General features: G+C 64.9%; 19 protein-coding genes. 9 read left to right on the forward strand and 10 right to left on the reverse strand.

Features of this window, described 5'->3' with window-relative positions; genetic code table 11:
* Positions 1–21: 21 nt before the first annotated feature.
* From Q0C17_RS04450 to Q0C17_RS04465, 4 genes are read left to right on the forward strand one after another with little or no spacing between them, the layout of a single operon-like run.
* Positions 22–1,452 carry an ATP-binding protein gene (locus Q0C17_RS04450; protein WP_291201927.1) on the forward strand — a complete coding sequence of 477 codons (1,431 nt, stop codon included), beginning with the start codon at positions 22–24 and terminating at the stop codon, positions 1,450–1,452.
* Entirely contained in the window at positions 1,449–2,063 is a 615-nt protein-coding gene (locus Q0C17_RS04455) for a tetratricopeptide repeat protein (RefSeq protein ID WP_291201929.1), read from the forward strand. Before Q0C17_RS04450 ends, Q0C17_RS04455 begins: the two co-directional genes overlap by 4 nt.
* 54 nt (positions 2,064–2,117) lie before the next feature.
* Positions 2,118–2,543 carry a cytochrome c maturation protein CcmE gene (locus Q0C17_RS04460; RefSeq protein ID WP_291201932.1) on the forward strand — a complete coding sequence of 142 codons (426 nt, stop codon included), beginning with the start codon at positions 2,118–2,120 and terminating at the stop codon, positions 2,541–2,543.
* Positions 2,540–4,453 (forward strand): heme lyase CcmF/NrfE family subunit, encoded by a 1,914-nt coding sequence (locus Q0C17_RS04465; RefSeq protein WP_291201935.1) that lies wholly within the window; start codon positions 2,540–2,542, stop codon positions 4,451–4,453. The genes Q0C17_RS04460 and Q0C17_RS04465 overlap by 4 nt, the downstream gene beginning before the upstream one ends.
* Here the strand turns inward: Q0C17_RS04465 and Q0C17_RS04470 are convergent.
* From Q0C17_RS04470 to Q0C17_RS04485, 4 genes are all read right to left on the reverse strand, one after another.
* Positions 4,422–5,945: an ATP-binding protein gene (locus tag Q0C17_RS04470; RefSeq protein WP_291201938.1), complete on the reverse strand. Its 1,524-nt coding sequence runs from the start codon at positions 5,943–5,945 to the stop codon at positions 4,422–4,424. The genes Q0C17_RS04465 and Q0C17_RS04470 overlap by 32 nt on opposite strands.
* Before the next feature lie 33 nt (positions 5,946–5,978).
* Positions 5,979–6,677: a response regulator transcription factor gene (locus Q0C17_RS04475; protein ID WP_291201942.1), complete on the reverse strand. Its 699-nt coding sequence runs from the start codon at positions 6,675–6,677 to the stop codon at positions 5,979–5,981.
* A 21-nt stretch (positions 6,678–6,698) separates the two neighbouring features.
* Positions 6,699–8,243: a trypsin-like peptidase domain-containing protein gene (locus Q0C17_RS04480; RefSeq protein WP_291201945.1), complete on the reverse strand. Its 1,545-nt coding sequence runs from the start codon at positions 8,241–8,243 to the stop codon at positions 6,699–6,701.
* A gap of 144 nt (positions 8,244–8,387) precedes the next feature.
* Complete coding sequence (locus Q0C17_RS04485; RefSeq protein ID WP_291201948.1) at positions 8,388–9,272, reverse strand: cytochrome c-type biogenesis protein; 885 nt, start codon at positions 9,270–9,272, stop codon at positions 8,388–8,390.
* Positions 9,273–9,366: 94 nt separating this feature from the next.
* Here Q0C17_RS04485 and Q0C17_RS04490 point away from each other — a divergent pair, with 94 nt between their 5' ends.
* The 5 genes from Q0C17_RS04490 (at position 9,367) to Q0C17_RS04510 (ending at position 14,290) form a co-directional block, all read left to right on the forward strand.
* Positions 9,367–12,060, forward strand: a complete 2,694-nt coding sequence (locus Q0C17_RS04490; protein ID WP_291201951.1) for a bifunctional [glutamine synthetase] adenylyltransferase/[glutamine synthetase]-adenylyl-L-tyrosine phosphorylase — start codon at positions 9,367–9,369, stop codon at positions 12,058–12,060.
* Positions 12,061–12,104: 44 nt separating this feature from the next.
* Entirely contained in the window at positions 12,105–12,683 is a 579-nt protein-coding gene (locus Q0C17_RS04495) for a hypothetical protein (RefSeq protein ID WP_291201953.1), read from the forward strand.
* Positions 12,684–12,780: 97 nt separating this feature from the next.
* The gene (locus Q0C17_RS04500; RefSeq protein WP_291201956.1) at positions 12,781–13,326 is read left to right on the forward strand and encodes an RNA polymerase sigma factor; all 546 of its coding nucleotides are present in this window, start codon (positions 12,781–12,783) and stop codon (positions 13,324–13,326) included.
* Complete coding sequence (locus Q0C17_RS04505) at positions 13,323–13,754, forward strand: hypothetical protein (RefSeq protein ID WP_291201959.1); 432 nt, start codon at positions 13,323–13,325, stop codon at positions 13,752–13,754. Before Q0C17_RS04500 ends, Q0C17_RS04505 begins: the two co-directional genes overlap by 4 nt.
* Positions 13,754–14,290, forward strand: a complete 537-nt coding sequence (locus Q0C17_RS04510) for a periplasmic heavy metal sensor (RefSeq protein WP_291201961.1) — start codon at positions 13,754–13,756, stop codon at positions 14,288–14,290. Before Q0C17_RS04505 ends, Q0C17_RS04510 begins: the two co-directional genes overlap by 1 nt.
* Here Q0C17_RS04510 and Q0C17_RS04515 read toward each other — a convergent pair.
* The 6 genes from Q0C17_RS04515 to Q0C17_RS04540 form a co-directional block, all read right to left on the reverse strand.
* Positions 14,287–14,697, reverse strand: coding sequence for a GFA family protein (locus Q0C17_RS04515; protein WP_291201964.1), 411 nt, complete (start codon positions 14,695–14,697; stop codon positions 14,287–14,289). The genes Q0C17_RS04510 and Q0C17_RS04515 overlap by 4 nt on opposite strands.
* Complete coding sequence (locus tag Q0C17_RS04520; protein WP_291201967.1) at positions 14,685–16,133, reverse strand: amidase; 1,449 nt, start codon at positions 16,131–16,133, stop codon at positions 14,685–14,687. Before Q0C17_RS04520 ends, Q0C17_RS04515 begins: the two co-directional genes overlap by 13 nt.
* A 70-nt stretch (positions 16,134–16,203) precedes the next feature.
* Positions 16,204–16,605, reverse strand: coding sequence for a metallopeptidase family protein (locus tag Q0C17_RS04525; RefSeq protein ID WP_291201970.1), 402 nt, complete (start codon positions 16,603–16,605; stop codon positions 16,204–16,206).
* Entirely contained in the window at positions 16,602–16,922 is a 321-nt protein-coding gene (locus tag Q0C17_RS04530; RefSeq protein WP_291201973.1) for a YbjQ family protein, read from the reverse strand. The genes Q0C17_RS04525 and Q0C17_RS04530 overlap by 4 nt, the downstream gene beginning before the upstream one ends.
* 10 nt (positions 16,923–16,932) lie before the next feature.
* Entirely contained in the window at positions 16,933–19,095 is a 2,163-nt protein-coding gene (gene scpA / locus Q0C17_RS04535) for a methylmalonyl-CoA mutase (protein WP_291201976.1), read from the reverse strand.
* A complete protein-coding gene (locus Q0C17_RS04540; protein ID WP_291201979.1) occupies positions 19,092–21,011 on the reverse strand; it encodes a methylmalonyl-CoA mutase family protein in 1,920 nt (639 codons plus the stop codon). The genes scpA and Q0C17_RS04540 overlap by 4 nt, the downstream gene beginning before the upstream one ends.
* Between the last annotated feature and the right edge of the window lie 39 nt (positions 21,012–21,050).

Genomic DNA, 21,050 nt, shown 5'->3' on the forward strand with positions numbered 1-21,050 from the left:
AACAGAGGCTAAACCGCCTCTATGAGCGAAACGACCGGCGCCCCGCAGAAAAGCCTGATAGACCGCTGGTCGAGCGTCTCGTTGGCGCGCCGCATTACCATTGCGGCCGCCGTCTGGGGCCTTTTCGTGCTGATCGGGGGGGCGCTGGCCTTGTCGGCAGTCTACCGGGCGCAGACGCTGGCGCTGGTGGAACGCGACCTGCAGGAAACGCTGGTGACCCTGTCGCGCGAGCTGATCCGCGAGGATGCCTTCCTGCCGGATGGCCGGATCACCAATACCAACCGAGACTTCTTCCCGAGCGATGTCCGCTTCCAGACCCAGTATTCGGGGCAATACTGGGCCGTGGTAGGCCTCAACGAAGATGGCAGCATCGCCGGTGACTTCCGGTCAAAGAGCCTGTGGGATGAGGATGTGCCGATCACGGCAGAGCTGATCGAGCGTGCCGTCACCGCACCGGGCATCACGCAATATGGCAACTATAACGGCCCGGCGGACCAGCGCTCGCGCGTGGCGGTGCAAGCCATCGTGATCGAGAACCGGGCGACGCCGCTGATACTCGTCGCGGCCTCGGACCGCACACCGAACGATGCTTCGGCGACGCAGTTCCGCAATCTCTTGCTGGGTACGATGATCGCGCTGTTCGGCGGCGTGTTTGCGGCCATGCTGCTCGGCATCCGCTACTCCCTCAATCCGCTCGCCAAGCTGCAGGCCGATGTGGCGAAAGTACGCGAGGGCGATGCACAGAAGCTGGGCGGCGACTATCCCTCCGAAGTTCGTCCCCTGACGGAGGAACTGAACAAGCTGATCGAGCATAACCGCGAGGTCGTGGACCGCGCGCGCACCCACGTGGGTAACCTCGCACATGCGTTGAAGACACCGCTGGCGGTGTTGAAGAACGAAGCAGCCGGGCAGACGCAGCTGGATAATGTCGTGCGCCGGCAGGCCGAAGCGATGCAGACCAATGTGGAGCATTACCTGAAGCGTGCCCGCGTTGCGGCGCGGGCCGAGACGATCGGCGCACGGACGGAAATCCGCCCCGTGATCGACGGTCTCGCGCGGCTGCTGAACCGCCTGTTCGATGCCAAGGGTATCGAGGTGACGGTGGAGGGCAGCGCGTCAGCCATCTTCCGGGGCGAGCAGCAGGATTTCGAGGAAATGATCGGAAACCTGATGGAAAACGCCTGCAAATGGGCGTCCACCGAAGTGAAGGTCACGGTATCCGATACGCCGCAGGGGCTGACGATCATCGTCGAAGATGACGGCAAGGGGCTCAGCGAAGAAGAGCGGGAAGCAGCGATGAAGCGCGGCGTCCGGCTGGACGAGACGACGCCGGGCACGGGGCTGGGCCTGTCGATTGTCAAGGAACTCGCCGAACTGCATAAGGGCCGCTTCGAACTCGGCGTGGCTGCATTGGGCGGCCTCAGCGCCACACTCCGGTTTCCGCGCCCATGACGACTTCCCTGATGTCCCGCTCCAACTGGCTGATCCTCGGCGGCGCGCTTGCGCTCGGTGCGGCCGGCTATTTCGTATTCGGCAAGCCCGGCATGGGCGACCTGCCGATGAGCCTGCGCCAGGAAGCGCTGGCCGAGAAGATACGCACCGATCCGCAATCACTGTCTGCGGCCGAGACATTGTCTCGGCTCGAGCAGGCCATCAAGGACCAGCCTACCGCGCCGGAGCCACATTTCTTCATCGGCGAGATGCTGCGCGCGCAGAACCGGCCGGATGATGCCCTCCGGGCCTACCAGTCGGCCCTTCGCCGCAACCCGGACTATGTACCGGCGCTGGTGGCACTGTCCGACGTGCTGGTCGAACTGGGTGGCGGGGCGGTCAGCGCAGACGCGACGCGCCTCTATGCCCGAGCCTATGAGCTGGACGAAACGCAGGTCCGCGCGGGGATGTTTGCTGCCATGGGCGCCGCGCAGGCGGGCGATCAGGCCAAGGCCGAACAGGCCATGCGCTACATTTACGCACGCCTTCCGGAAGACGACCCGCGGCGCGAGCGGTTCCGTGCGATGATCGAGGCGATCGGCGAGCAAGGGGCGGCGGCGCCCCCTCAGTAGCCCGCCGCATTGCCGCACTCCCCAAACCGGCCGGTGCGCCCTATACATTCTTCCATGCGCGCCCGTACCCGCCGACTCTACACCTTTGGACTCGCCGCCCTCCTGGTGCTGGGCGCAGCCATACTCGCCTTCTTCGCCCTGCGGGAGAATGCGAACCTGTTCTACACGCCGGAAGTACTGGCCGAAAAAGGCCTGCCGCGGGAGGGCAAGGAAGTGAAGGTTGGCGGTTGGGTCGAGCCGGGGACGCTGACCTATTCTGACGGCGGCACGACCATGCAGTTCATCGTCATCGATAACAGCCCGAACATCATCACTGTGCGGTTCAACGGCGTGGCGCCGGACCTGTTCCGCGAGGGGCAGGGCGTTGTCGCCACAGGCTCCTTCGCACCGGATGGCACGTTCACGGCGAAGCAACTGCTGGCCAAGCATGACGAGAATTACCAGCCGCGCGAACTGAAACCGCTCGAGGCGGGCGGATGATCGAGGCCGGTCATTTCGCTGCCTTCCTTGCCATTGCTCTGTCGCTTGCGCAGGGCATCTTCGGCCTGCGCGGAGAGCGCCGGCTTGCTGGTCTTGCGGCCATCTCTGCCTTCGCCGTGATGGCGTTGTCCTTCCTCACGCTGATCAACGCCTTCGTGACGTCGGATTTCTCGGTCGCGCTCGTCGCCAACAATTCCCACACGCTGAAGCCGATGGTCTACAAGATCGCCGGCACATGGGGAAACCATGAAGGCTCGATGGCGCTCTGGTGCCTCGTCACCATTGGCTTCGGCGCGATTGCGGCGGCGACCATGAATACGGGCCGCCAGGTTTTCGAAGCGCGCGCGCTCGGCATTCAGGGCTTGCTCGGTGTCGGCGCGCTCGCCTATCTCCTGTTTGCGTCCTCGCCCTACCTGCGCCTTGACCCCGCGCCGTTTCAGGGCGGCGAACTGAATCCGCTGCTGCAGGACCCAGCGCTCGCGATCCACCCGCCGATGCTCTATCTCGGCTATGTCGGCTACTCTTTCATCTTCGCGCTCGCCGCCGCCGGTCTGATGGAAGGCCGCATCGACCGCGTATGGGCGAAGGAAGTGCGCATCTGGTCGCTCGCCGCCTTTGCGCCGCTCACCTTCGGTATCGCGCTCGGATCTTACTGGGCCTATTACGAACTGGGCTGGGGTGGCTGGTGGTTCTGGGACCCCGTAGAGAATGCATCGCTGATGCCCTGGCTGATCGGCGCCGCGTTGCTGCACTCCGTCGTCGTCACCGAAAAGCGGGAAGGCTTTGCTGCATGGACCGCGCTGCTTGCGGTCCTCGCCTTCCTGTTTTCGATCCTCGGCGCCTTCCTTGTGCGTTCCGGCGTGCTGACATCGGTGCACGCCTTCGCGGTAGACCCTGAACGCGGCACGGTGTTGCTGATGGGGCTTCTGGCCTATGGAGGTTTTGCGCTCGGCCTCTTTGCGTGGCGCGCGCCGAAGCTTGAAGGCGGCAAGGCCTGGACGCTGATCAGCCGCGAAGGCGCGCTGATGGCGAACAATGTCGTGCTGATCGTGGCGGCGCTGACTGTGCTGCTGGGCACGCTGTTCCCGCTGATCGCCGAAGCCTTCGGGCGCACCATTTCGGTCGGCGAGCCCTACTTCAATCTCACCTTCGTGCCGATCCTCACGCTGATCCTCATCCTGTTGCCAATCGTCCAGGCCTGGGCTTGGGGGAAGGCGGACGTAAAGGGCTGGCTGCGCTGGGCAGCTGCAGGTGCGGCGCTGGTCGCAGTCTTCCTGCTACTGGGTGTCGGGCTGCTCGACATTTCTGCAGGCGCCGCCTTTGGTCTTGCGCTCGGCGTCTGGCTTGTGGGCGGGGCGATCTGGGAATTGAAACGCCGGGCGATCACGCCGGGCCGCGTGTTCAAGTTGCCGCGCCGCGTCTGGTCGATGACCCTGGCGCATATCGGGCTCGGTCTGTTCGTGATCGGAGCGGTGGTCGAGACGACCGGGCGCTACGAGGCCACGCTGGCGCTGCCGGAGGGTGGCTCGGGCACGGTAGCAGGGTGGAACATCACGCTCGACGAGATCCGCGCGATCGAAGGCCCCAACTGGTATGCTGACCGCGCGGTGCTGACAGCCCGTAAGGACGGCCAGACGGCAACGCTGACGCCGATGAAACGCTACTATCCGGCGGCGGCCATGCCCACGACTGAAACAGCGATCCACAAGACCGGCGCCGGTGACCTCTACATCGCGCTGGGCGAAGCGCGCGAAGTGGACGGGGAATCGCGGTGGGTATTCCGCGTTTACTTCAACCCGCTGGTCGACGTTCTCTTTCTGGGCGTTACGCTGATCGGGCTCGGCGGCTTCCTCGGCCTGTGGCCTTCGCGCCGCGCAGCTAGGCCCGCGGCAGCCGAAGCGTCGCTTTAAGGCCGGGGCAATCCTTCGGGCCCACGCCGTCCGCCAACACCAGTTCGCCGCCGTGCAGGTCGGCCACCGATTGCACCAGCGACAGGCCGAGGCCAGAGCCGGGCTGGGTGCGCGCCGAGTCCATCCGGTGGAACCGTTCGATCACCTTGGGGCGCTCGTCAGCCGGAATGCCGGGGCCGGTATCGAGCACCGTCAGGTCGATCATCGCTTCGGGACCGCGTGACACGCTGAGCGAGATCGAGCCGCCTTCTGGCGTATACTTGATGGCATTGTCGATCAGGTTCGAGATGGCCTGTCCGATCAGTTCGCGGTCGCCCAACACCAGCTGATTGCGCGTGATCTGGCTGCGGAACTTGAGGCCGGCTTCTTCGCAGGCCGGATCGAACAGCTCGGCGAGTTCTTCGGCCACCTCGCTGAGGTCCATCCGAACACGCAGGCCCTCGGTGCCGGCGTCGAGCCGGGCAAGGCGCAGGATGGCGTTGAACGTGTCGAGCACGCGGTCCACCTCTTCTACCGTTTCGCCGAGCGTGGTGTTCGCGTCCTCCTCCGACATTGGCCGCGAAAGCGCGATCTCCAGACGGTTGCGCAGGCGTGTCAGCGGCGAGCGCAGGTCGTGCGCGATGGCGTTTCCTGTATTTTGCGAGGCTTCGACCAGCTTGCCGATCTGGTCGAGCATGGCGTTTATGCGCTGGGCGAGGCGGTCGAATTCGTCGCCCGTCCCGCGCACCGGCACGCGCCGGCTGAGCTCACCGCCGATGACCGCCTCAGCCGTCTTCGCCAGTTCCTCGGCGCGCCGGGCCGCGCCGCGCGTGATCAGAACGCCGCCGAACAGGGAAAGGATCAGCGCAACGGGCGCGGCGACGAGAATGGCGCTCTGGATTCGGTCCACGATGACCGTCTGCTGCGCGGTATCGAACGCCACCATCAGGGCGCCGCCATTGTCGACCAGCCGCACGATCCGGCCAGCGGCCGGGCGAAGGACCTTCGTTCCATCCGTCTGCGGAAGTTCGAAATCGAAATAGACCGTCTTCGTACCCGATTCTGGCGGCTCGTCTGGCAGGCGCGGGAAGTGGCCCGCAATCTTCCGGCCGGACGTGTCTTCGAGGTAGTAGTAGAAGGGCGAGCCTGACAGCGTCATCCGCTCGAACACCGACTGGCTGAGGCGTTCCATGCCGCCGGTATAGTAGGCATTCGCCAGCTGCTCGAACTCCACGGTGATGCGGCGTTCGGATTCAACGCGAATGTAATAGACGGTGGAGTAATACAGATAGGCCAGCAAAGCGCCTGAGAAGGCCGCAATCATCAAGCTGTAGAGCAGGGCAAGCTTGAACGTCGTCGTGCGCACGAAGATCGGCATGGCCTTGCGAACCCGCTCCGGGATCGGCAGGCGAAAATCGTCCGGGAATCGCGAAAACTGCCCGGCGAATTTCGCGGGCAGCTTGGCGATATGCTCAGGACTGAGCCAGGCCGGCCAGTTGGGGGGCAGCTTCATGGGCGCCTAGGTGCCAGCCCCCTTGATCGCCGTCTAGCCTTGAAGGCGGTAACCTGCGCCCCGCACGGTCTGCAGCAGGGGCTCGGGGAAGTCCTTGTCGATCTTCGCGCGCAGGCGGGAGACGTGCACGTCGATGACATTGGTCTGGGGATCGAAATTGTAGTCCCAGACCTTCTCCAGCAGCATCGTGCGTGTCACGACCTGGCCGGCATGGCGCATCAGATACTCCAGCAGGCGAAATTCGCGTGGCTGGAGATCGATCTTCTTGCCGGCTCGGGTGACCTTGCGGGTCAGGAGGTTCATTTCCAGGTCGCCGGCCTTCAGGGTGGTGACCTGCGGCTCGGCTGTCGTCCGCCGGCCGAGGGCTTCCACCCGGGCGGCCAGTTCGGCGGGCACGAAGGGTTTGCCGAGATAGTCCTCTGCGCCGGCCTTCAGGCCCTGCACCTTGTTGTGCGCATCACCGAGCGCCGACAGGAAAAGGGCAGGCGTCGTGCCGCCGGCATCTCTGAACTCCTTGATCAGGGTGAGGCCGTCCTTTTCGGGCAGCATCCGGTCCACGACGAGGGCATCGAAATCTGCCGCGCGGGCCCGGGCAAGCCCGGCAGCCCCGTCACGGGCACATTCGACGTCATGTCCGGCATCCGCGAGAACTTTCTCGATGAAGTCGGCCATCTCGTGATCGTCCTCGATCACGAGAACCTTGAGGGATCGATGGTGAAGCGTATCCGCCATCAGGGGCTCCATTAACGCGGGTTACTTGGGAAGGTCGATCGTGCGGTAGTTAGTGACTTGGCCAATGCGGAGGGCCAGCAGCACCTTGGAACGGTTGGCCGCCTTGGCTTCGACAATGGCGCGTTGGAACGCGTCCACGGTCGGAACGGCGCGGCCGTTGGCTTCAAGGATCACAATGCCGTTCTCGAAGCCGGCTTTCTCGAAGATGCCGTCCGTGACGACTTCCGTGATGGCCAGGCCGGTATCGCCGGGGCGAAGGCCGAGGCGCGTGCGCGTCTCTTCATCCATCGGGGCGAGGCGTACGCCGAAGTCCGGAAGCAGCGTGCCGGGCAGGGCAGACGGGGCGCCGGGGCCGACGCTGTTGCCGTTGCCGTCGCCGGCAGGGGTCGCAGCACTCGGGTCTGCCGGGCGCTCGCCCACTGTAACGCTGATCGACTGGGGCTTGCCATCTCGCAGGATCGCGAACTCGTTCTTGGTGTTGGCGATAAGCTTGGCCACGAGACGCGTGGTCGAGGTGGAATCGGTGACCTTCTGGCCGTTGACAGAAAGGATGATATCATTGCGCTTCAGGCCGGCACGTTCAGCAGGGCTGCCGCTCGTGACGTCGGCGATCAGGGCGCCCTTGACATCTTCAAGGCCGAGAGCTTCGGCAAACTCGGGCGTCAGGTCGCCGATCTGCACGCCGAGCCAGCCGCGCGAGACGCGGCCATTGCGGATCAGCGTATCGGTAACTTCGCGGGCGAGTTCGGCCGGGATGGCAAAGCCGATGCCGACAGAGCCGCCGGTGGGTGAAAGGATCTGCGAGTTCACGCCAATCACGTTGCCCTTGAGGTCAAAGGTCGGGCCGCCGGAGTTGCCGCGGTTGATCGGCGCGTCGATCTGGAGGAAGTCCGTATACGGGCTGCCGGCGCCGAGTTCGCGGCCGTCAGCCGAAAGGATGCCTGCGGTGGCCGAGCCGCCGAGCCCGAACGGGTTGCCGAGCGCGACCACCCAGTCACCTTTACGGATGTCCTTGGACGTGCCGAACGACACATAGGGATAAGGGCCGGGTTGTTTCACGCGGACGACGGCAAGATCTGTCAGCGGGTCTGTACCGACAAGTTCGGCGTCCAGTTCACGTCCGTCGCTCATCACGATCTGGATCTGCGTGGCGCGTTCGATGACGTGATTGTTCGTCACCACCAGGCCATCCTGTGAAATGAAGAAGCCGGAACCCAGGGAGCGGGCCTCGCGGGTGCGCGGGCTTTCCTGCTCCTGCTGCTGGCGGCGCTGTTCGAAGAAATCTTCAAGGCCTGGCATGCCGCGGAACTGCTCGAAGAACTCATCCATGTCGCCAAGTTCGCTCATGTCCTGCGTCGAGACGACGTTGACCGAGACGACAGCGGGTTCGACTTTTTCGATCAGGTCAGCGAAGCTGAGCGGGGCGCCGGGGGGCGCCTGGATCGCGATCGGCTGAGCTCCGGCTTCCGACGGGATCAGCTTTGGAATGGCGAATGCGGATCCCATGAGCGCGGCGCCGACGGCTGCCGCCACAAGTGTCTGCGCCGAAACGCCAAATTTGTTCATCAACCTCTCCAGAGAAGTGAATTTGCCGCCCGTTCAGGCTGCGTGGGTGCACTTAAACATGACACACGTAATGTGGTCATTAAAAGACAGTTAGGTGATTTCCCGCGAATGTGAACTGCCTGCAGCAGGCGCTGCGGCAGGCGGTCAGACGTCTTCCGCCTCAATTTCGGTTGATTTCCGGCCGGCTTTCCGCGCGAGGATCAGGCCGGTCACCACACCTGTTGCGAGCAGACCAAACGGCAGCCCCCAGAGCAGCCAGCCAGAAGGGTCACGGGCCGGCGGACGGAACAGGACGAATTCACCATATCGGCTGACAAACCAGTCCCGGACTTCTTTGTCTGAGGCACCCGCCTCGACCATTTCCCGGATGCGGATGCGCATGTCTTCGGCAATCGCCGCTGAGGACTGGGAGGCAGGTTCATTCTCGCAGGCCACGCAACGGATTTCCCGCATCAGCGATTGGGCGCGTGCTTCCTCGGCAGGGTCCGCCAGGGGCGTCTCGGCCAGAAAAGCTATGAAGGCGGCGGCAAGGAGACTTTTCATGCTCGCCAGATAGCAAATCCGCGCCGGGCATGAAACCGGCCATGGCGCCTCAGCCTGGCCATGGGGGCTCAGACTTGAGAGAGGCGTCCAGCTGGTCGAGCAGCCGGGCCTCTTCGTCCTGCACCACGCCGTCCGCGCTGCGATCTTCCGCAGCACCAGCTTCAGGTTTTCGATGCCCGTTTCGGTCAGCAGCTTGTCGGCAAAGGAGACCCTCCTGTCGAGCGAAGGGATTTGGTCCGGCGTCCGGCAGCGCTCACGGCATCCGTCGCGGTCAAAATTGCCGAAGAGCTCTGCCGCCCGCACTTGGGCTTCGAGGATTTCCCGATCGTCGACTGCGCCGTCAGCGGCGACCATCAGCGCCAGGACGTCGATGAGCAGGACAAGGAAGATTTCGTCCACCGACCGTTCTGCGTCGTCGTCCTTGGGCCAGGGCTCGGAATAGAGGTGGTACTGCAATGCGGTCAGGTCTTCTTCCAGCGCGGCCATGTTGTCGAGGCCATCGGTGACCGTCGCCGCGCCGCCGAAGGCCTTGGCCTGCTTGGCATTTGTCGCGCGCCGCCTCCTCGGCTAAGCGTTTAGCATGCTCACGATCCGCCCCATCGCCCCGATACCCGAAGCCGCGCTCGCCGCCGCTGAAGCGCACGCCCCTTACCTGCGCCGGCTGCGCGACCGGGGCGTCGGAACGAACTTCCCGGCTGCACTCGAGGCGGCGCGCACACTCCCAGCGAGCACGTCGCTGGACGAAGCCATGACGGTGTTGCGGGCCGCGAAACTGGCGGTACACCTGTCACTCGCGGGCGATGATCTCTCCGGTCAGCGGGACGTGATGGACGTCACGCGGTGCCTCACGGAGTTTGCCGGCGAAAGCCTTGATGCCGCCCTGCGCGTCGCGCTGGCCGCACGTGGCCTGAACGCAGAGGGCATCTTCGCCATCGCGCTCGGCAAGATGGGCGCCTTCGAGCTCAATTACTCCAGCGATATCGACATCGCTGTCTTCTACGACCGCGAACGCTTCGATGGCGGCCAACGCGATCCCGGAGAAGCCGCGCAGCGCGTGGTGCGTGATGTCGTGAAGATCATGGATGAGATCACGTCAGGCGGCTATGTCTTCCGCACCGATCTGCGCCTGCGCCCGGATCCATCCTCCACGCCCATCGCCGTCTCAACCGAAATGGCCGAACTTTACTACGAGAGCGTCGGGCAGAACTGGGAGCGCATGGTCTGGATCAAGGGACGGCCAGCGGCGGGCGACCGTGGCGCAGCCGAAAAGTTCCTTGGACGGATGGAGCCCTATGTCTGGCGCCGTAATCTCGACTACTGGGCCATTGGCGACATCCAGGCCATCAAGCGCATGATCAATACAAAAGTCGGCGCAGGCGAATTCGATATCCGCTCGCCCGATGTCAAACTTGCGCCGGGCGGAATCCGCGAGATCGAGTTCTTCGTCCAGACGCAGCAGCTGATCCTCGGCGGCCGGGAGCCGTCGCTGCGCGACAACACCACGCTCGGCGCGATGGCCGCGCTGGAAGCCGAAGGCATCGTTGCGAAGTCCACCGCCGAGACTCTGTCGACCGCATACCGCGCGCTGCGAAATGTCGAGCACCGCATCCAGATGCGCCAGGACGAGCAGACGCACACGGTGCCCGCCGATCCGGCAGAGCGCGAAAGCCTGGCCTATCTCTGCGGCTACGGCGCACTCGCAGACTTTGACCGCGACCTGCTCGATACGCGCCGCCAGGTTCAGGCAGCCTATGATGCGCTGTTCGCGCAGCAGGACCGTGCCGCCAGCAGCCACGGGCTGGGCAATCTTGTCTTCACCGGCGTTGATGATGATCCGGGTACGGTTCAAACACTGGCGGGTCTCGGCTTTTCTGATCCGTCTGCCGCCATCGATACGATCCGCAACTGGCACCGTGGCCGCGTGCCCGCCACGCGCACGGCGCGCGGACGCGAACTTCTGACCTCTATCCTGCCGGGCATGCTGGAAGCGATGGGTGCGACCGGCGAACCCGATCAGGCCTTTCACTGGTTCTCGCGCTTCTTCGAGGGGCTTTCGTCCGGCGTTCAGACGCTGTCCATGCTGCTCGCGCGGCCAGATCTCCTGTCCGACCTTGTCGCCACGCTTGCCCTCGCGCCGCGCCTTGCCCGCATCCTTGCGCGCCGGCCGGATCTTCTGGAAGCGCTTGTCTCGAATGCTATCCCCAAGGCGCCTGAAGTTTCCGCGGCCGTATCCTTCGACGCAGCGCTGGACAATTGGCGCCGCTATCACCGCGAGCAGGGCTTCCTCACCGGGCACCGCCTGTTGCACGGGCTGATCGCGCCCGAGGAGGCCGCGCTGGTCTGGACCCGTCTTGCCGATGAGACGATCCGCTACATGGCGGCCGTGGGCGAAGCGGAGACGGCGCGGCGCTACGGTGAGGTGCCGGGACGCTGGGCCGTGTTCGGTATGGGCAAGCTGGGCGGCGAGGAAATGACCGCGGGCTCGGATCTCGACCTCATCGTGATCTACGATTCTGCCTCAGACAACGCACAGAACTGGTTCACGCGCCTCACGCAGCGCCTGATCACCGGTCTCACTGCGCCGACGGCCGAGGGCGATCTCTATGAGGTCGACATGCGCCTGCGCCCCTCGGGCAGGGCGGGTCCGGTGGCCGTCAGCCTGGAGGCGTTCCGCCACTACCAGAATGAAGAAGCCTGGACATGGGAACACATGGCGCTGACGCGTCTGCGCTTCGTGGCAGGTGATGCCTCGCTCGGCGACGCGGTGCGCCAGATCGGCGCCGATGCCATCTCCATCCGCGCGCGCAGTCCGCGGCGCAAGCAGATACCTGCCGATGTGTCCGACATGCGCCAGACGCTCTACCGCGAAAAGCCAGGGCACGGACTCTGGGACTTCAAGACCGCAAAGGGCGGCCTCGTTGATATCGAGTTCATGGCGCAGCAGGAAATGTTGCTCCGTGCCCGGCCGGAGCTGGTGCGCCCCAATACCGGGATGGCGCTGTCCGGGCTCGCAGATGCCGACGGGGCAGATAGCTTGGACTGGTGCTTCCTGCGAGCTGCGCTCAACCTCCTGTCGGCCATGCAGCAGCTGCAACGCCTCGCCATCGGCAGCGACCCGGTGGACGCCGAGATGCCCGAAGGCCTGAAAGCCCGGATGTGCCGGGCAGCCGGCGAGGACGACTTCGAGGGCCTGGAAGAGCGCCTGACCGCCGTAAAATCAAGGGTTCACGCCCTTGCTGCAGAAAAACTTCACCTCCCGGCGACGGAATCCTGAGGTTTCCCCGTTTCATCAGCGCTGGGATCAACAAGGAGCTCACAATGAAGAAACTCACTCTCGCCGCAGCCTCGGCGCTGACACTCGCGCTGGCTGTCCCGATGATTGCCCAAGCCGGTGGCCACAAGGGCGGCATGCATTTCGAGCAGATGGACACCAATGGCGACGGCATGATTGCCCGCCCCGAAGCCGAGCGGTCTGCCGCTGAATCGTTTGCCAAGATTGACACCAATACGGACGGTTTTCTCACGCAGGAAGAGCTGAAAGCCGGCCATGAAGCCCACCGAGCCGAAATGAAGGCGAAATGGGCCGAAAAATCCGAAGGCAAGCCGGCCCGCGAGCCGAAGGCGGACATGGACCCGGCCAAGGCCGAAGCCTGGAAGGCCCAGAAGGAGGGGCGCATGGCAAAGATGGTCGAGAAATCGGCTGAACGCTTTGCCGCCGTCGATACCGACAATGACGGCCGCTGGAACCAGGCTGAGTATGTCGCGCACCGCCTTGAGCACTTCACCAAGCTCGACACTGACGGCGACGACAACATCACGGCCGCCGAGCAGGAAGCGGCCAAAGCCAAGATGAAGGAGAAACGCGGCAAATGGCGGGACAAGCCGGCCGAGCAATAAGCGCCTCTGAGCCGGGCCGGAGCCATGTTGTGGCGATTGCATCCCCCCTGCGATTGCCTATCGGGTCGCCGGCCCGGAATCGGATAGATGCTGCTGCGTGGCTTTCACGTCTGACCTCGACCAGATCACACGTGCCGCAGCGGGCGATCCGGCTGCGGTACGTGCCCTTGTCAACCGCTACAGCCCGGGTGTCCTTGGTTTGGCTACCCGCATGCTGGCAGACCGCGCAGAGGCCGAAGACGTGACACAGGAAACCTTCCTTCGCGCCTGGAAAGCGCTGCCCGGCTGGGAACCACGTGCCAAATTTTCGACCTGGCTGCACCGGGTCGCGCTCAACCTTTGCTACGACCGTCTGCGCAAGCGGAAGGAATCGCTGCCAGGCGCGTTGCCGGACCAGGCCGACACGCGCCTCGCCCCGCACGAGGCGCTCGACCAGGCCCAGCGCGTCTCCGCCATCGAAGGCGCGATCACCGCGCTGCCGGAACGCCAGAGCGCCGCCTTGACGCTGTGCGCTTTGCAGGGACACTCGCAGGCCGAAGCGGCGGAGATTCTCGAAATCAGTGTGGAGGCCCTCGAAAGCCTTCTCGCCCGCGCGCGGCGGACCTTGCGCGCACAATTGCTGGAAGGGAGAACCAGCGCATGACAGAAGACCGTCTGATCGAACTCATCGAGGCCTGGGGCGCGGACCCGTCAGCTTACCCGGAAGCTGACCGCGCCGCCGCCCGGGCCTTGCTCGCGGCGCATCCGCAGCGCTTTGCCGACGCTCTCGCCGAAGCGCGCGTTCTGGACGCGGCGCTTGCCCGGATGCCGGAAATTCTCCCCTCCACCACGCTCACCGACGCGCTCGTCGCCTCGGCGCCGAAGCCGCGCCGCGCAGCTGGCGGCTTCGGCCTTCCGAAGTTTGCGCCCTGGGCGCCGGCAAGCGGTTTTGCCGCGCTGGCCGCGGGTCTCTTCATGGGCGTGATGGTGGCCCCGGCCGCCAGCGCAGCCAGCGAAACGGAAGAAGTTGAACGCGTTCTCGAACACGCGCTTGGATTTGATCCGGCGGCGTTTGCTGAGGAACTGGGCTGATGAGCGAACAACAACAACCGCAGGTCCGCCGCTTCCCGTTCTGGCTTACATTGTCCGTGCTCGGAAATCTCGTACTGATCGGCTTGCTGGCGGGCATTTTCCTGAAGGGACCAGCCGGACACGATCCCGGCCGCGATCGCGGCAAGGGCGGGGCAGGAATTGAGCTGACGGAAGCAGAGCGCGAAGGCGTGCGCCAGCTAATGCGCGAAAGCTTTGAAGCCGGGCGAGATGCCATGGCCGCGCGGCGCGAAGCCGAACGCGAACTGGCTACCGTGCTCAGGGCCGAAGTCTATGATGATGCCGCCGCCCGCGCGGCGCTCATGCGGCTGCGCGAAACGGACCGTGTCGCTCGGGAGACCGTGGGCAACCACATGTTTGACGGTCTCGCAGAGCTTTCGCCGGCGCAGCGCGCTCTGGTCGCCAGGATAATGTCCGGCAACATGGAAAAGCGCGGCAAGCGCGGTGAACGACTTGAGAAGTGGCGCGAGCGCCGCGACCAGCGCACCGATGCGACGCCGGAGACCGGTCCGAACTAGTCCTTCGACTTGTGGGCCAGGCGCCCTGCGTTGGCTTCCCAGTTCTGCCCGTCAAACGGCGTGACCGTCACATTGAGCGCGTTCCAGTCATCTAGGCACCGCCAGGTCACCGCATAGCCGTCCGGATTCGACCGGGGGACATAGAAACACTTGATCCCGCAAGTTTTGCAGAACAGGTGCCGCGCCCGGCGCGTGTTGAACGTGTACTCGGCCAGATTGTCAGCCCCCTGTACCAGCCGGAACCGGTTTGAAGGCACGATCACATGGATGTTGCCGCTCATCGCGCACATCGAACAGTTGCAGTCTTCAACTTCGAAGGCCTGCGGCAGTTCGACCTCGAAGCGCACCGCGCCGCAATGGCAGCCGCCCGTACGCCAGCTCCGCGCGTTCACGCTCAGCCAACCCATTGCGGCGGCTTGCGATGCGCCCAGGGCGCGGCTCGTTCCAGTTGTCCGGCAAGGGCCAGCAGCAGGCCTTCTTGCCCGAAGCGGGCGCCGAACATCATGCCGATCGGCAGGCCTCCCGGCGCGGTCGCCGTCGGCGCCGTCCAGTGTAGCGGCACTGACATCGCCGGCGCGCCCATATGGTTGAACACCGCGCAGTGCGGCGCAAAGCCGAATATGGCCTCGCCCATCTTCTGCGGGTCCGCCGTCAGCGCCATCGTGCCCAGCAGATCCGGTGCCCGGTGCAGTGTGGGAGACAGCGTCAGGTCGAACCCGCCCGCATCCAGAAAGTGTTCAAACTGGATAGCGGCCGTGATGAACACGTTGTTCGCCTTGGCAAGTTCCATCATGGGCACTGTGCGTCCTAGCCGCACCATTCCTGCTGTCACTGGCTCGATTTCATCATCCGTGACCGGACGGCCGCGCGCCGCGCCATACTCGTCCAACTGCGCCGCGATATTCGCCGAGATTGTGAACAGCCCGGCCTTGCCGAGCGCTTCACCATCCAGCAACGGCCCCGCCTCCACCACGATATGCCCGAGGTTTTCGAGCAGCTTCGCCGTTGCTGCGAGCCCGGCCGCTGCCTCGGCGTCCGGCTTCGTGCCGTTCGGCGCTGTGCGCCAGAGCGCGATGCGGAGCTGCTTCGGGTCGCGGTCGAGCTCGTTGAGATAAGGCCGCACCGGCGGCGTCGCGATATAGCGGCTGCCGGTCTCCGGTCCATGCGTGAGATCCAGCAGCGCCGCTGTGTCCCGTACCGACCGGCTGACGACATGCACGGTCGAGAGGCCATTCCAGCCTTCCGTCCGCGAGGGGCCCATCGGGATGCGGCCGCGTGAGGGCTTAAGGCCGAAGACGCCGCAGCAGGCGGCCGGGATGCGGATCGAGCCGCCCCCATCGCTCGCCTGCGCCACCGGCAGCACACCGGACGCCACCGCCGCCGCCGCGCCGCCGGAGGAGCCGCCGGCAATGCGTGTGCGGTCCCAGGGATTGCGCGTCTGACCGTAGAGCGTGGACTCGGTCGTCAACGTCAGTCCGAATTCCGGTGTTGTGGTCGAGCCGAAGAAGACGAGCCCGGCTTCGCGGTAGCGTTTCACCAGAGTTGTATCGTCCGTGCACACTACATCCCTATAAGCCCGGCTGCCTCCCGTCAGGGGTGCGCCCTTTGCGCCGACCGCTAGGTCCTTGGTGACAAACGGAACGCCCGCATAAGGCCCTTCAAGTCCGCCCTTCGCAATTTGCTCGCGCGCGAGATCGGGATAGAGCGCTGCAAAACAGTTCACCCGCGCCTGTGCCTTCTCGGCCCGGCTCAAAACCGCTTCCAGCAGCTCAGACGGTGAAATTTGCCGTGTCCGGACAAGTTCCGCAAGGCTCAGGCCGTCCAGTTCCGATGTATCCGCCATGTGCTCTTCTCCCGCGTTCGTCGATGATGCATGCCTTCATAGGTCAGTCTGGAGAAACCGGAAACAGGGATCAGTCCTCTTCGAGTTTCGCGTCGATCTCCTCGTCCGACCAACCGAAATGGTGGCCAAGTTCGTGAATGAACACGTGGGTCACAAGTTCCTCGATGGTGGTGTCGCCGCGTTGCGCCCATTCGAACAGGATCGGCAAGCGGTAGAGATAGATCAGGGGCCGCTCGATCGTCGGCTGCGTCACGCTTTCAATCGTCAGCGGTACGCCGACATAAAGCCCCGTCAGGTCCAGCGGGTCGTCAATCTCCATGTCATCGAGCAGGGCGTCCTCGGCATAGTCCATCACGAGGATGCGCACGTCACCCGCCGCACTGCGCATGAACTCCGGTAGCTCGGCGAAACACTTCTCCGCGCAGGCCAGCATTTCGTCGGCGCCGGGCGCTATCTGGTCAAACGCGCTCACGCGACCAGGACGGCCGTGCCGGAAACGGCGACCATCATCATTGAGCCCTGCTGGCCGACCACGCCATAGTCGAACTTGATGCCGACGATCGCATTCGCGCCCAGCTTGCCCGCTTCCTCGATCATCTCGCGGATCGCGTCATCCCGAGTCTCGCGCAGCGTACTCTCATAGGATTCCGAACGCCCGCCCACGAGGTTGGTGAAGCTTGCCAGGATATCCTTGCCGAGGTGCGCCCCGATCACGACCTCTCCGCAGACGAGGCCCTTGTAGGCCGTGATGCTGCGTCCTTCGATGGACGAGGTGGTCGAGAGGATCATGCGCGAGTCCTTATTCTGCTGCCGTCAGGGCCGGATCCGTCTTGCCGTCCAGCAATTCGAGCATGCGAATCGCGCTGTCGGCAATCACGGTGCCCGGTGGGAAGATGGCGGCGGCGCCGGCTGTGCGCAAGGCGTCGAAGTCCTGCGGCGGGATCACGCCGCCCACGATGATCCGCGCATTCGCCGCGCCTTCGTTGCCGAGGGCGCGTTTCAGCTCCGGCACCAGCGTCAGGTGACCTGCGGCCAACGACGAAGCCGCGACGATGTCGACACCTGCCTTGCGCGCATCGCGTGCGGCTTCTTCCGGCGTCTGGAACAGCGGGCCTATCTCGACTTCCCAGCCAAGGTCCATCAGCGCGGAGGCGACCACCTTCTGCCCACGGTCATGCCCGTCCTGGCCCATCTTGGCGATGTAGATCTTCGGCCGGCGGCCGTGCGCCGTCTCGAAGCTCGCGGCCAGCCTCTTGGCGTACTCGGCCTTGTCATTGCCCTTCACGCCGCCGCCATAGACGCCCTTGATCGAGCGGATCACCGCGCTGTGGCGGCCCTGGCTGCGCTCCACGGCTTCCGAAATCTCGCCTACGGTCGCCTTGGCACGCGCCGCGTCCACCGCCAGCGCGAGCAGGTTGCCGCTGGTGCCCGCGGCGGCTGCCGCAATCGCGTTCAGCTTCGCCTCGACCTCTGCGCCGTTGCGTTCGGCCTTCAGGCGCGCGAGCTTCTCGAGCTGCATCCGGCGCACGGCGGCATTGTCGACCTTCAGCACAGGGACTTCCTCGTCCTCGTCCAGAAGGAACTTGTTGACGCCGACCACGGTCTGCGTGCCGCTGTCGATGCGCGCCTGCGTATTGGCGGCAGCTTCCTCGATGCGCAGCTTCGGCAGGCCTTCCTCGATGGCCTTCGCCATGCCGCCCATCGCCTCGACTTCGGCAATGTGCTTGAGCGCCTTGGCGGCCAGGTCATGCGTCAGGCGCTCGACATAATATGAGCCGCCGAACAGGTCGATGGACTGGCAGGCGCCCGCTTCCTGTTGCAGCAAGATCTGTGTGTTGCGCGCAATCCGGGCCGAGAAATCCGTGGGCAGCGCGAGTGCTTCGTCAAAGCTGTTGGTGTGCAGGCTCTGCGTTTGTCCGCCCGCCGCCGCGATGGCTTCAAGGCAGGTGCGGATCACGTTGTTGTAGACGTCCTGCGCCGTCAGGCTCCAGCCGGAGGTCTGTGAATGTGTGCGCAGGCTGAGCGATTTGTCAGACTTCGGGCTGAAATTCTCCTTCACGAGCTTCGCCCAGATCAGGCGCGCGGCGCGCATCTTTGCGACTTCCATGAACGTGTTCATGCCGATAGCCCAGAAGAAGGACAGGCGCGGCGCAAACGCGTCAACGTCCAGCCCGGCGGCTACGCCAGCACGGATGTACTCGATGCCATCGGCGAGCGTGTAGGCAAGTTCAAGGTCCGCCGTCGCGCCCGCTTCCTGCATGTGATAGCCGGAAATCGAGATCGAGTTGAATTTCGGCATCTTCTGCGACGTGAAGGCAAAAATGTCCGAAATGATCCGCATGCTGGGTTTCGGCGGATAGATATAGGTGTTGCGCACCATGAACTCTTTCAGAATGTCGTTCTGAATCGTTCCGGCCAGCTTCTCCGGCGGCACGCCCTGTTCCTCGGCGGCCACGATGTAGAGCGCCAGGATCGGCAAGACCGCGCCGTTCATCGTCATCGACACCGACATCTGGTCCAGCGGGATGCCGGAGAACAGCGTGCGCATGTCGAGGATCGAATCGATTGCCACGCCCGCCATGCCGACATCACCAGAGACGCGCACGTGATCGGAATCATAGCCCCGGTGGGTGGCTAGGTCGAACGCAACCGAAAGCCCCTTCTGCCCGGCAGCGAGGTTGCGCCGGTAGAAGGCGTTGGAATCCTCAGCCGTCGAAAAGCCGGCATACTGACGGATCGTCCAGGGCTGGTTTGTGTACATGGTCGGGTAGGGGCCCCGGCCGAATGGGGTCAGGCCGGGATAGTCGTCCACGAAGTCCAGCCCCGCGCTGTCCGCAGCGGTGAAGGCAGTCTTCACCGCGATGCCTTCCGGCGTTTCCCAGGCCTCGCCCAGCGTCGGCTTGCCCGCCTTCACGGCAGGGGTCTCTAAAGCGAGTTTCGTGAAATCTGGAAACTTGGTCATTGGGCCACTCCGAGTTCGGCATGGGCAAGCTTGAGGAGATGTACCACATCCGCGCCCGCAAAGATGTTGGCGTCGATGCCGGCGCCTTCCAGCCTGCCCGCGAGCCAGACGCGCTGGGCGCCGGCTTTCTTCAGGGCGTCGGCGGCCCCGGCGGCCTCGGCTTCGTAATTCTTGTCGGTGCTGCACAGCACCGCGATCCGGCAACCGGACGCCTTGAATGCTGAGGCCAGTTCTGCAACCGTCTTAGGCGGCACGGGCGGCTCTTTCGAGACGATCCCGCCGGCCGCAAACAGGTTGCGTGCAAAATCGGCCCGCGCGGTAAACTCCGCGAGGCTCCCGAGCGTGGCGAGAAACACCGCAGGCGGACGATCCGCCTTTGCCGCCGCGTCGCGCAGCGTCTCGAACGGCGCAGCCAGGCGGGTGGGCGTAAGGGCAGGGGCCGACGCATCTGCGCCGCCCGCAATCGCCGCCTTCACGAAATGCTGGATGCCTGCCGTCGAGAAGCCAGCACGCGGCGTCGGTGTCTCTACGTCCGCGACCGGCGCGCCGATTTCCTCGATCAGCGGATACTCGCTGACGCCCGTCACCGGGATCTTGCGCCGCGCAATGTCTTTGGCCCGCGTCTCGCGCACGGCTGCCACACGGCCCTGGAACGCGCCGGCGGCCAGCGAGGCCGCAAAACCGCCTTCGCCCTCGATCTTCTGGAATTCGACCCACGCCGCCTTGGCGAGGTCGTCTGCCAGCGTTTCCGTAAACCACGCCCCGCCGGTCGCATCAGCGACCCGGCCCAGCTGGCTCTCTTCCATCGCGATGATCTGCGTGTTGCGCGCGATCCGGCGGCCAAGTTCCTCCGGCAGGCCCAGCGCTTCATTGAAGGCGCGCACCGTGAGGATGTCGGCCCCGCCGACTGCGCCCGCAAAGGCCGCCGCCGTCCCGCGCAGCATGTTCGTCCACGGATCATATTTCGTCAGCATCCGCAGGGACGTCACCCCCTGCAAGCGCATCGGCGAGGCTGCCAGCCCCAGCGCGTCAAGGCAGCGCGCCCAGAGACGCCGCGCCGCACGCAGCTTGGCAATGCCGATGCCGTAATTTGCGTCCAGCGACAGCGCGAACGTGAAGTTCGCCGCGATCTTCGCGGTGTCCGCATGCCCGTCCAGCCGGCGCAGCGTGTCGATGGCTGAAGCGATCAGGGCGCCGAGTTCCTGCGCCTCCGATCCGCCCGCCTCGTGCACCATGCGCGCATCGATGCGGAAAAGCCCTGCCAGCGCAAACTTCGCGCCGAGCGCGTTCGCTACCGCGCCATGCCGCACAAATGCCGCGTCCACGCCGCCTGCCAGCGTGCCGGTGCGCGCCAGGGCGCCCAGCGGATCCATGTTGAAGTCAATCTTCAGGCCGGCGGCGTTTTCCTGCGTCTCGGCCCAGAGGCCTAGCAGCGCGGCCGCCGGTGCGCCGGGAGAGGTTGCATGGTCGAGCGCCACGCCGGCAAAGTCGGCGCGCACGCCGGCCAGCGCCGTGTCGAAGTCCGCTGCCTCTGTGATCTGCACGCCGGCTGTTCCGGCCGGGTCGAGTGCGATCTCGATAGACGAGACACCGCGCTCCAGGTCGCGCAGGATTTCCGCATTGGCCTGCTCGGCAGAAGGGTGGGCAAAGGATTGTCGGATGTCCCAGGGCAGCCACTTGTCCGGCGCTGCGGTTTTCCCGCGCAGGAAGGGCGCTGCGCCGGGAATGCCGAGGGGGTCGTGACCGGCGGCAAAATCGCTCTCGCGGTAGAGCGCCTTGATGCCCACGCCATCCGCCGTCTTGCGGGTCAGCGTGTCGGGCCCTTTGCCTTTCAAGGCCTTTTCGACCTCGCGCAGCCAGTCGGCTTCGGTGGCTTCGGGGAATGCGGAACTGAAGGGGAGGATGTCGTCTGCCATGGCGCGGGATTTAGGGCATTCCGGGTGCGCTTGTGAACC

The organism is Hyphomonas sp. (assembly GCF_022844445.1).
GTDB lineage: Bacteria > Pseudomonadota > Alphaproteobacteria > Caulobacterales > Hyphomonadaceae > Hyphomonas.

Excerpts from the sequence above, each read along its gene's own strand:
- Q0C17_RS04450 (WP_291201927.1), top strand. The coding sequence starts at position 22 with ATGAGCGAAACGACCGGCGCCCCGCAGAAAAGCCTGATAGACCGCTGG.
- Q0C17_RS04455 (WP_291201929.1), top strand. The coding sequence starts at position 1,449 with ATGACGACTTCCCTGATGTCCCGCTCCAACTGGCTGATCCTCGGCGGC.
- Q0C17_RS04460 (WP_291201932.1), top strand. The coding sequence starts at position 2,118 with ATGCGCGCCCGTACCCGCCGACTCTACACCTTTGGACTCGCCGCCCTC.
- Q0C17_RS04465 (WP_291201935.1), top strand. The coding sequence starts at position 2,540 with ATGATCGAGGCCGGTCATTTCGCTGCCTTCCTTGCCATTGCTCTGTCG.
- Q0C17_RS04470 (WP_291201938.1), bottom strand. The coding sequence starts at position 5,945 with ATGAAGCTGCCCCCCAACTGGCCGGCCTGGCTCAGTCCTGAGCATATC.
- Q0C17_RS04475 (WP_291201942.1), bottom strand. The coding sequence starts at position 6,677 with ATGGCGGATACGCTTCACCATCGATCCCTCAAGGTTCTCGTGATCGAG.
- Q0C17_RS04480 (WP_291201945.1), bottom strand. The coding sequence starts at position 8,243 with ATGAACAAATTTGGCGTTTCGGCGCAGACACTTGTGGCGGCAGCCGTC.
- Q0C17_RS04485 (WP_291201948.1), bottom strand. The coding sequence starts at position 9,272 with ATGGCCGCGCTGGAAGAAGACCTGACCGCATTGCAGTACCACCTCTAT.
- Q0C17_RS04490 (WP_291201951.1), top strand. The coding sequence starts at position 9,367 with ATGCTCACGATCCGCCCCATCGCCCCGATACCCGAAGCCGCGCTCGCC.
- Q0C17_RS04495 (WP_291201953.1), top strand. The coding sequence starts at position 12,105 with ATGAAGAAACTCACTCTCGCCGCAGCCTCGGCGCTGACACTCGCGCTG.
- Q0C17_RS04505 (WP_291201959.1), top strand. The coding sequence starts at position 13,323 with ATGACAGAAGACCGTCTGATCGAACTCATCGAGGCCTGGGGCGCGGAC.
- Q0C17_RS04510 (WP_291201961.1), top strand. The coding sequence starts at position 13,754 with ATGAGCGAACAACAACAACCGCAGGTCCGCCGCTTCCCGTTCTGGCTT.
- Q0C17_RS04515 (WP_291201964.1), bottom strand. The coding sequence starts at position 14,697 with ATGGGTTGGCTGAGCGTGAACGCGCGGAGCTGGCGTACGGGCGGCTGC.
- Q0C17_RS04520 (WP_291201967.1), bottom strand. The coding sequence starts at position 16,133 with ATGGCGGATACATCGGAACTGGACGGCCTGAGCCTTGCGGAACTTGTC.
- Q0C17_RS04530 (WP_291201973.1), bottom strand. The coding sequence starts at position 16,922 with ATGATCCTCTCGACCACCTCGTCCATCGAAGGACGCAGCATCACGGCC.
- scpA (WP_291201976.1), bottom strand. The coding sequence starts at position 19,095 with ATGACCAAGTTTCCAGATTTCACGAAACTCGCTTTAGAGACCCCTGCC.
- Q0C17_RS04540 (WP_291201979.1), bottom strand. The coding sequence starts at position 21,011 with ATGGCAGACGACATCCTCCCCTTCAGTTCCGCATTCCCCGAAGCCACC.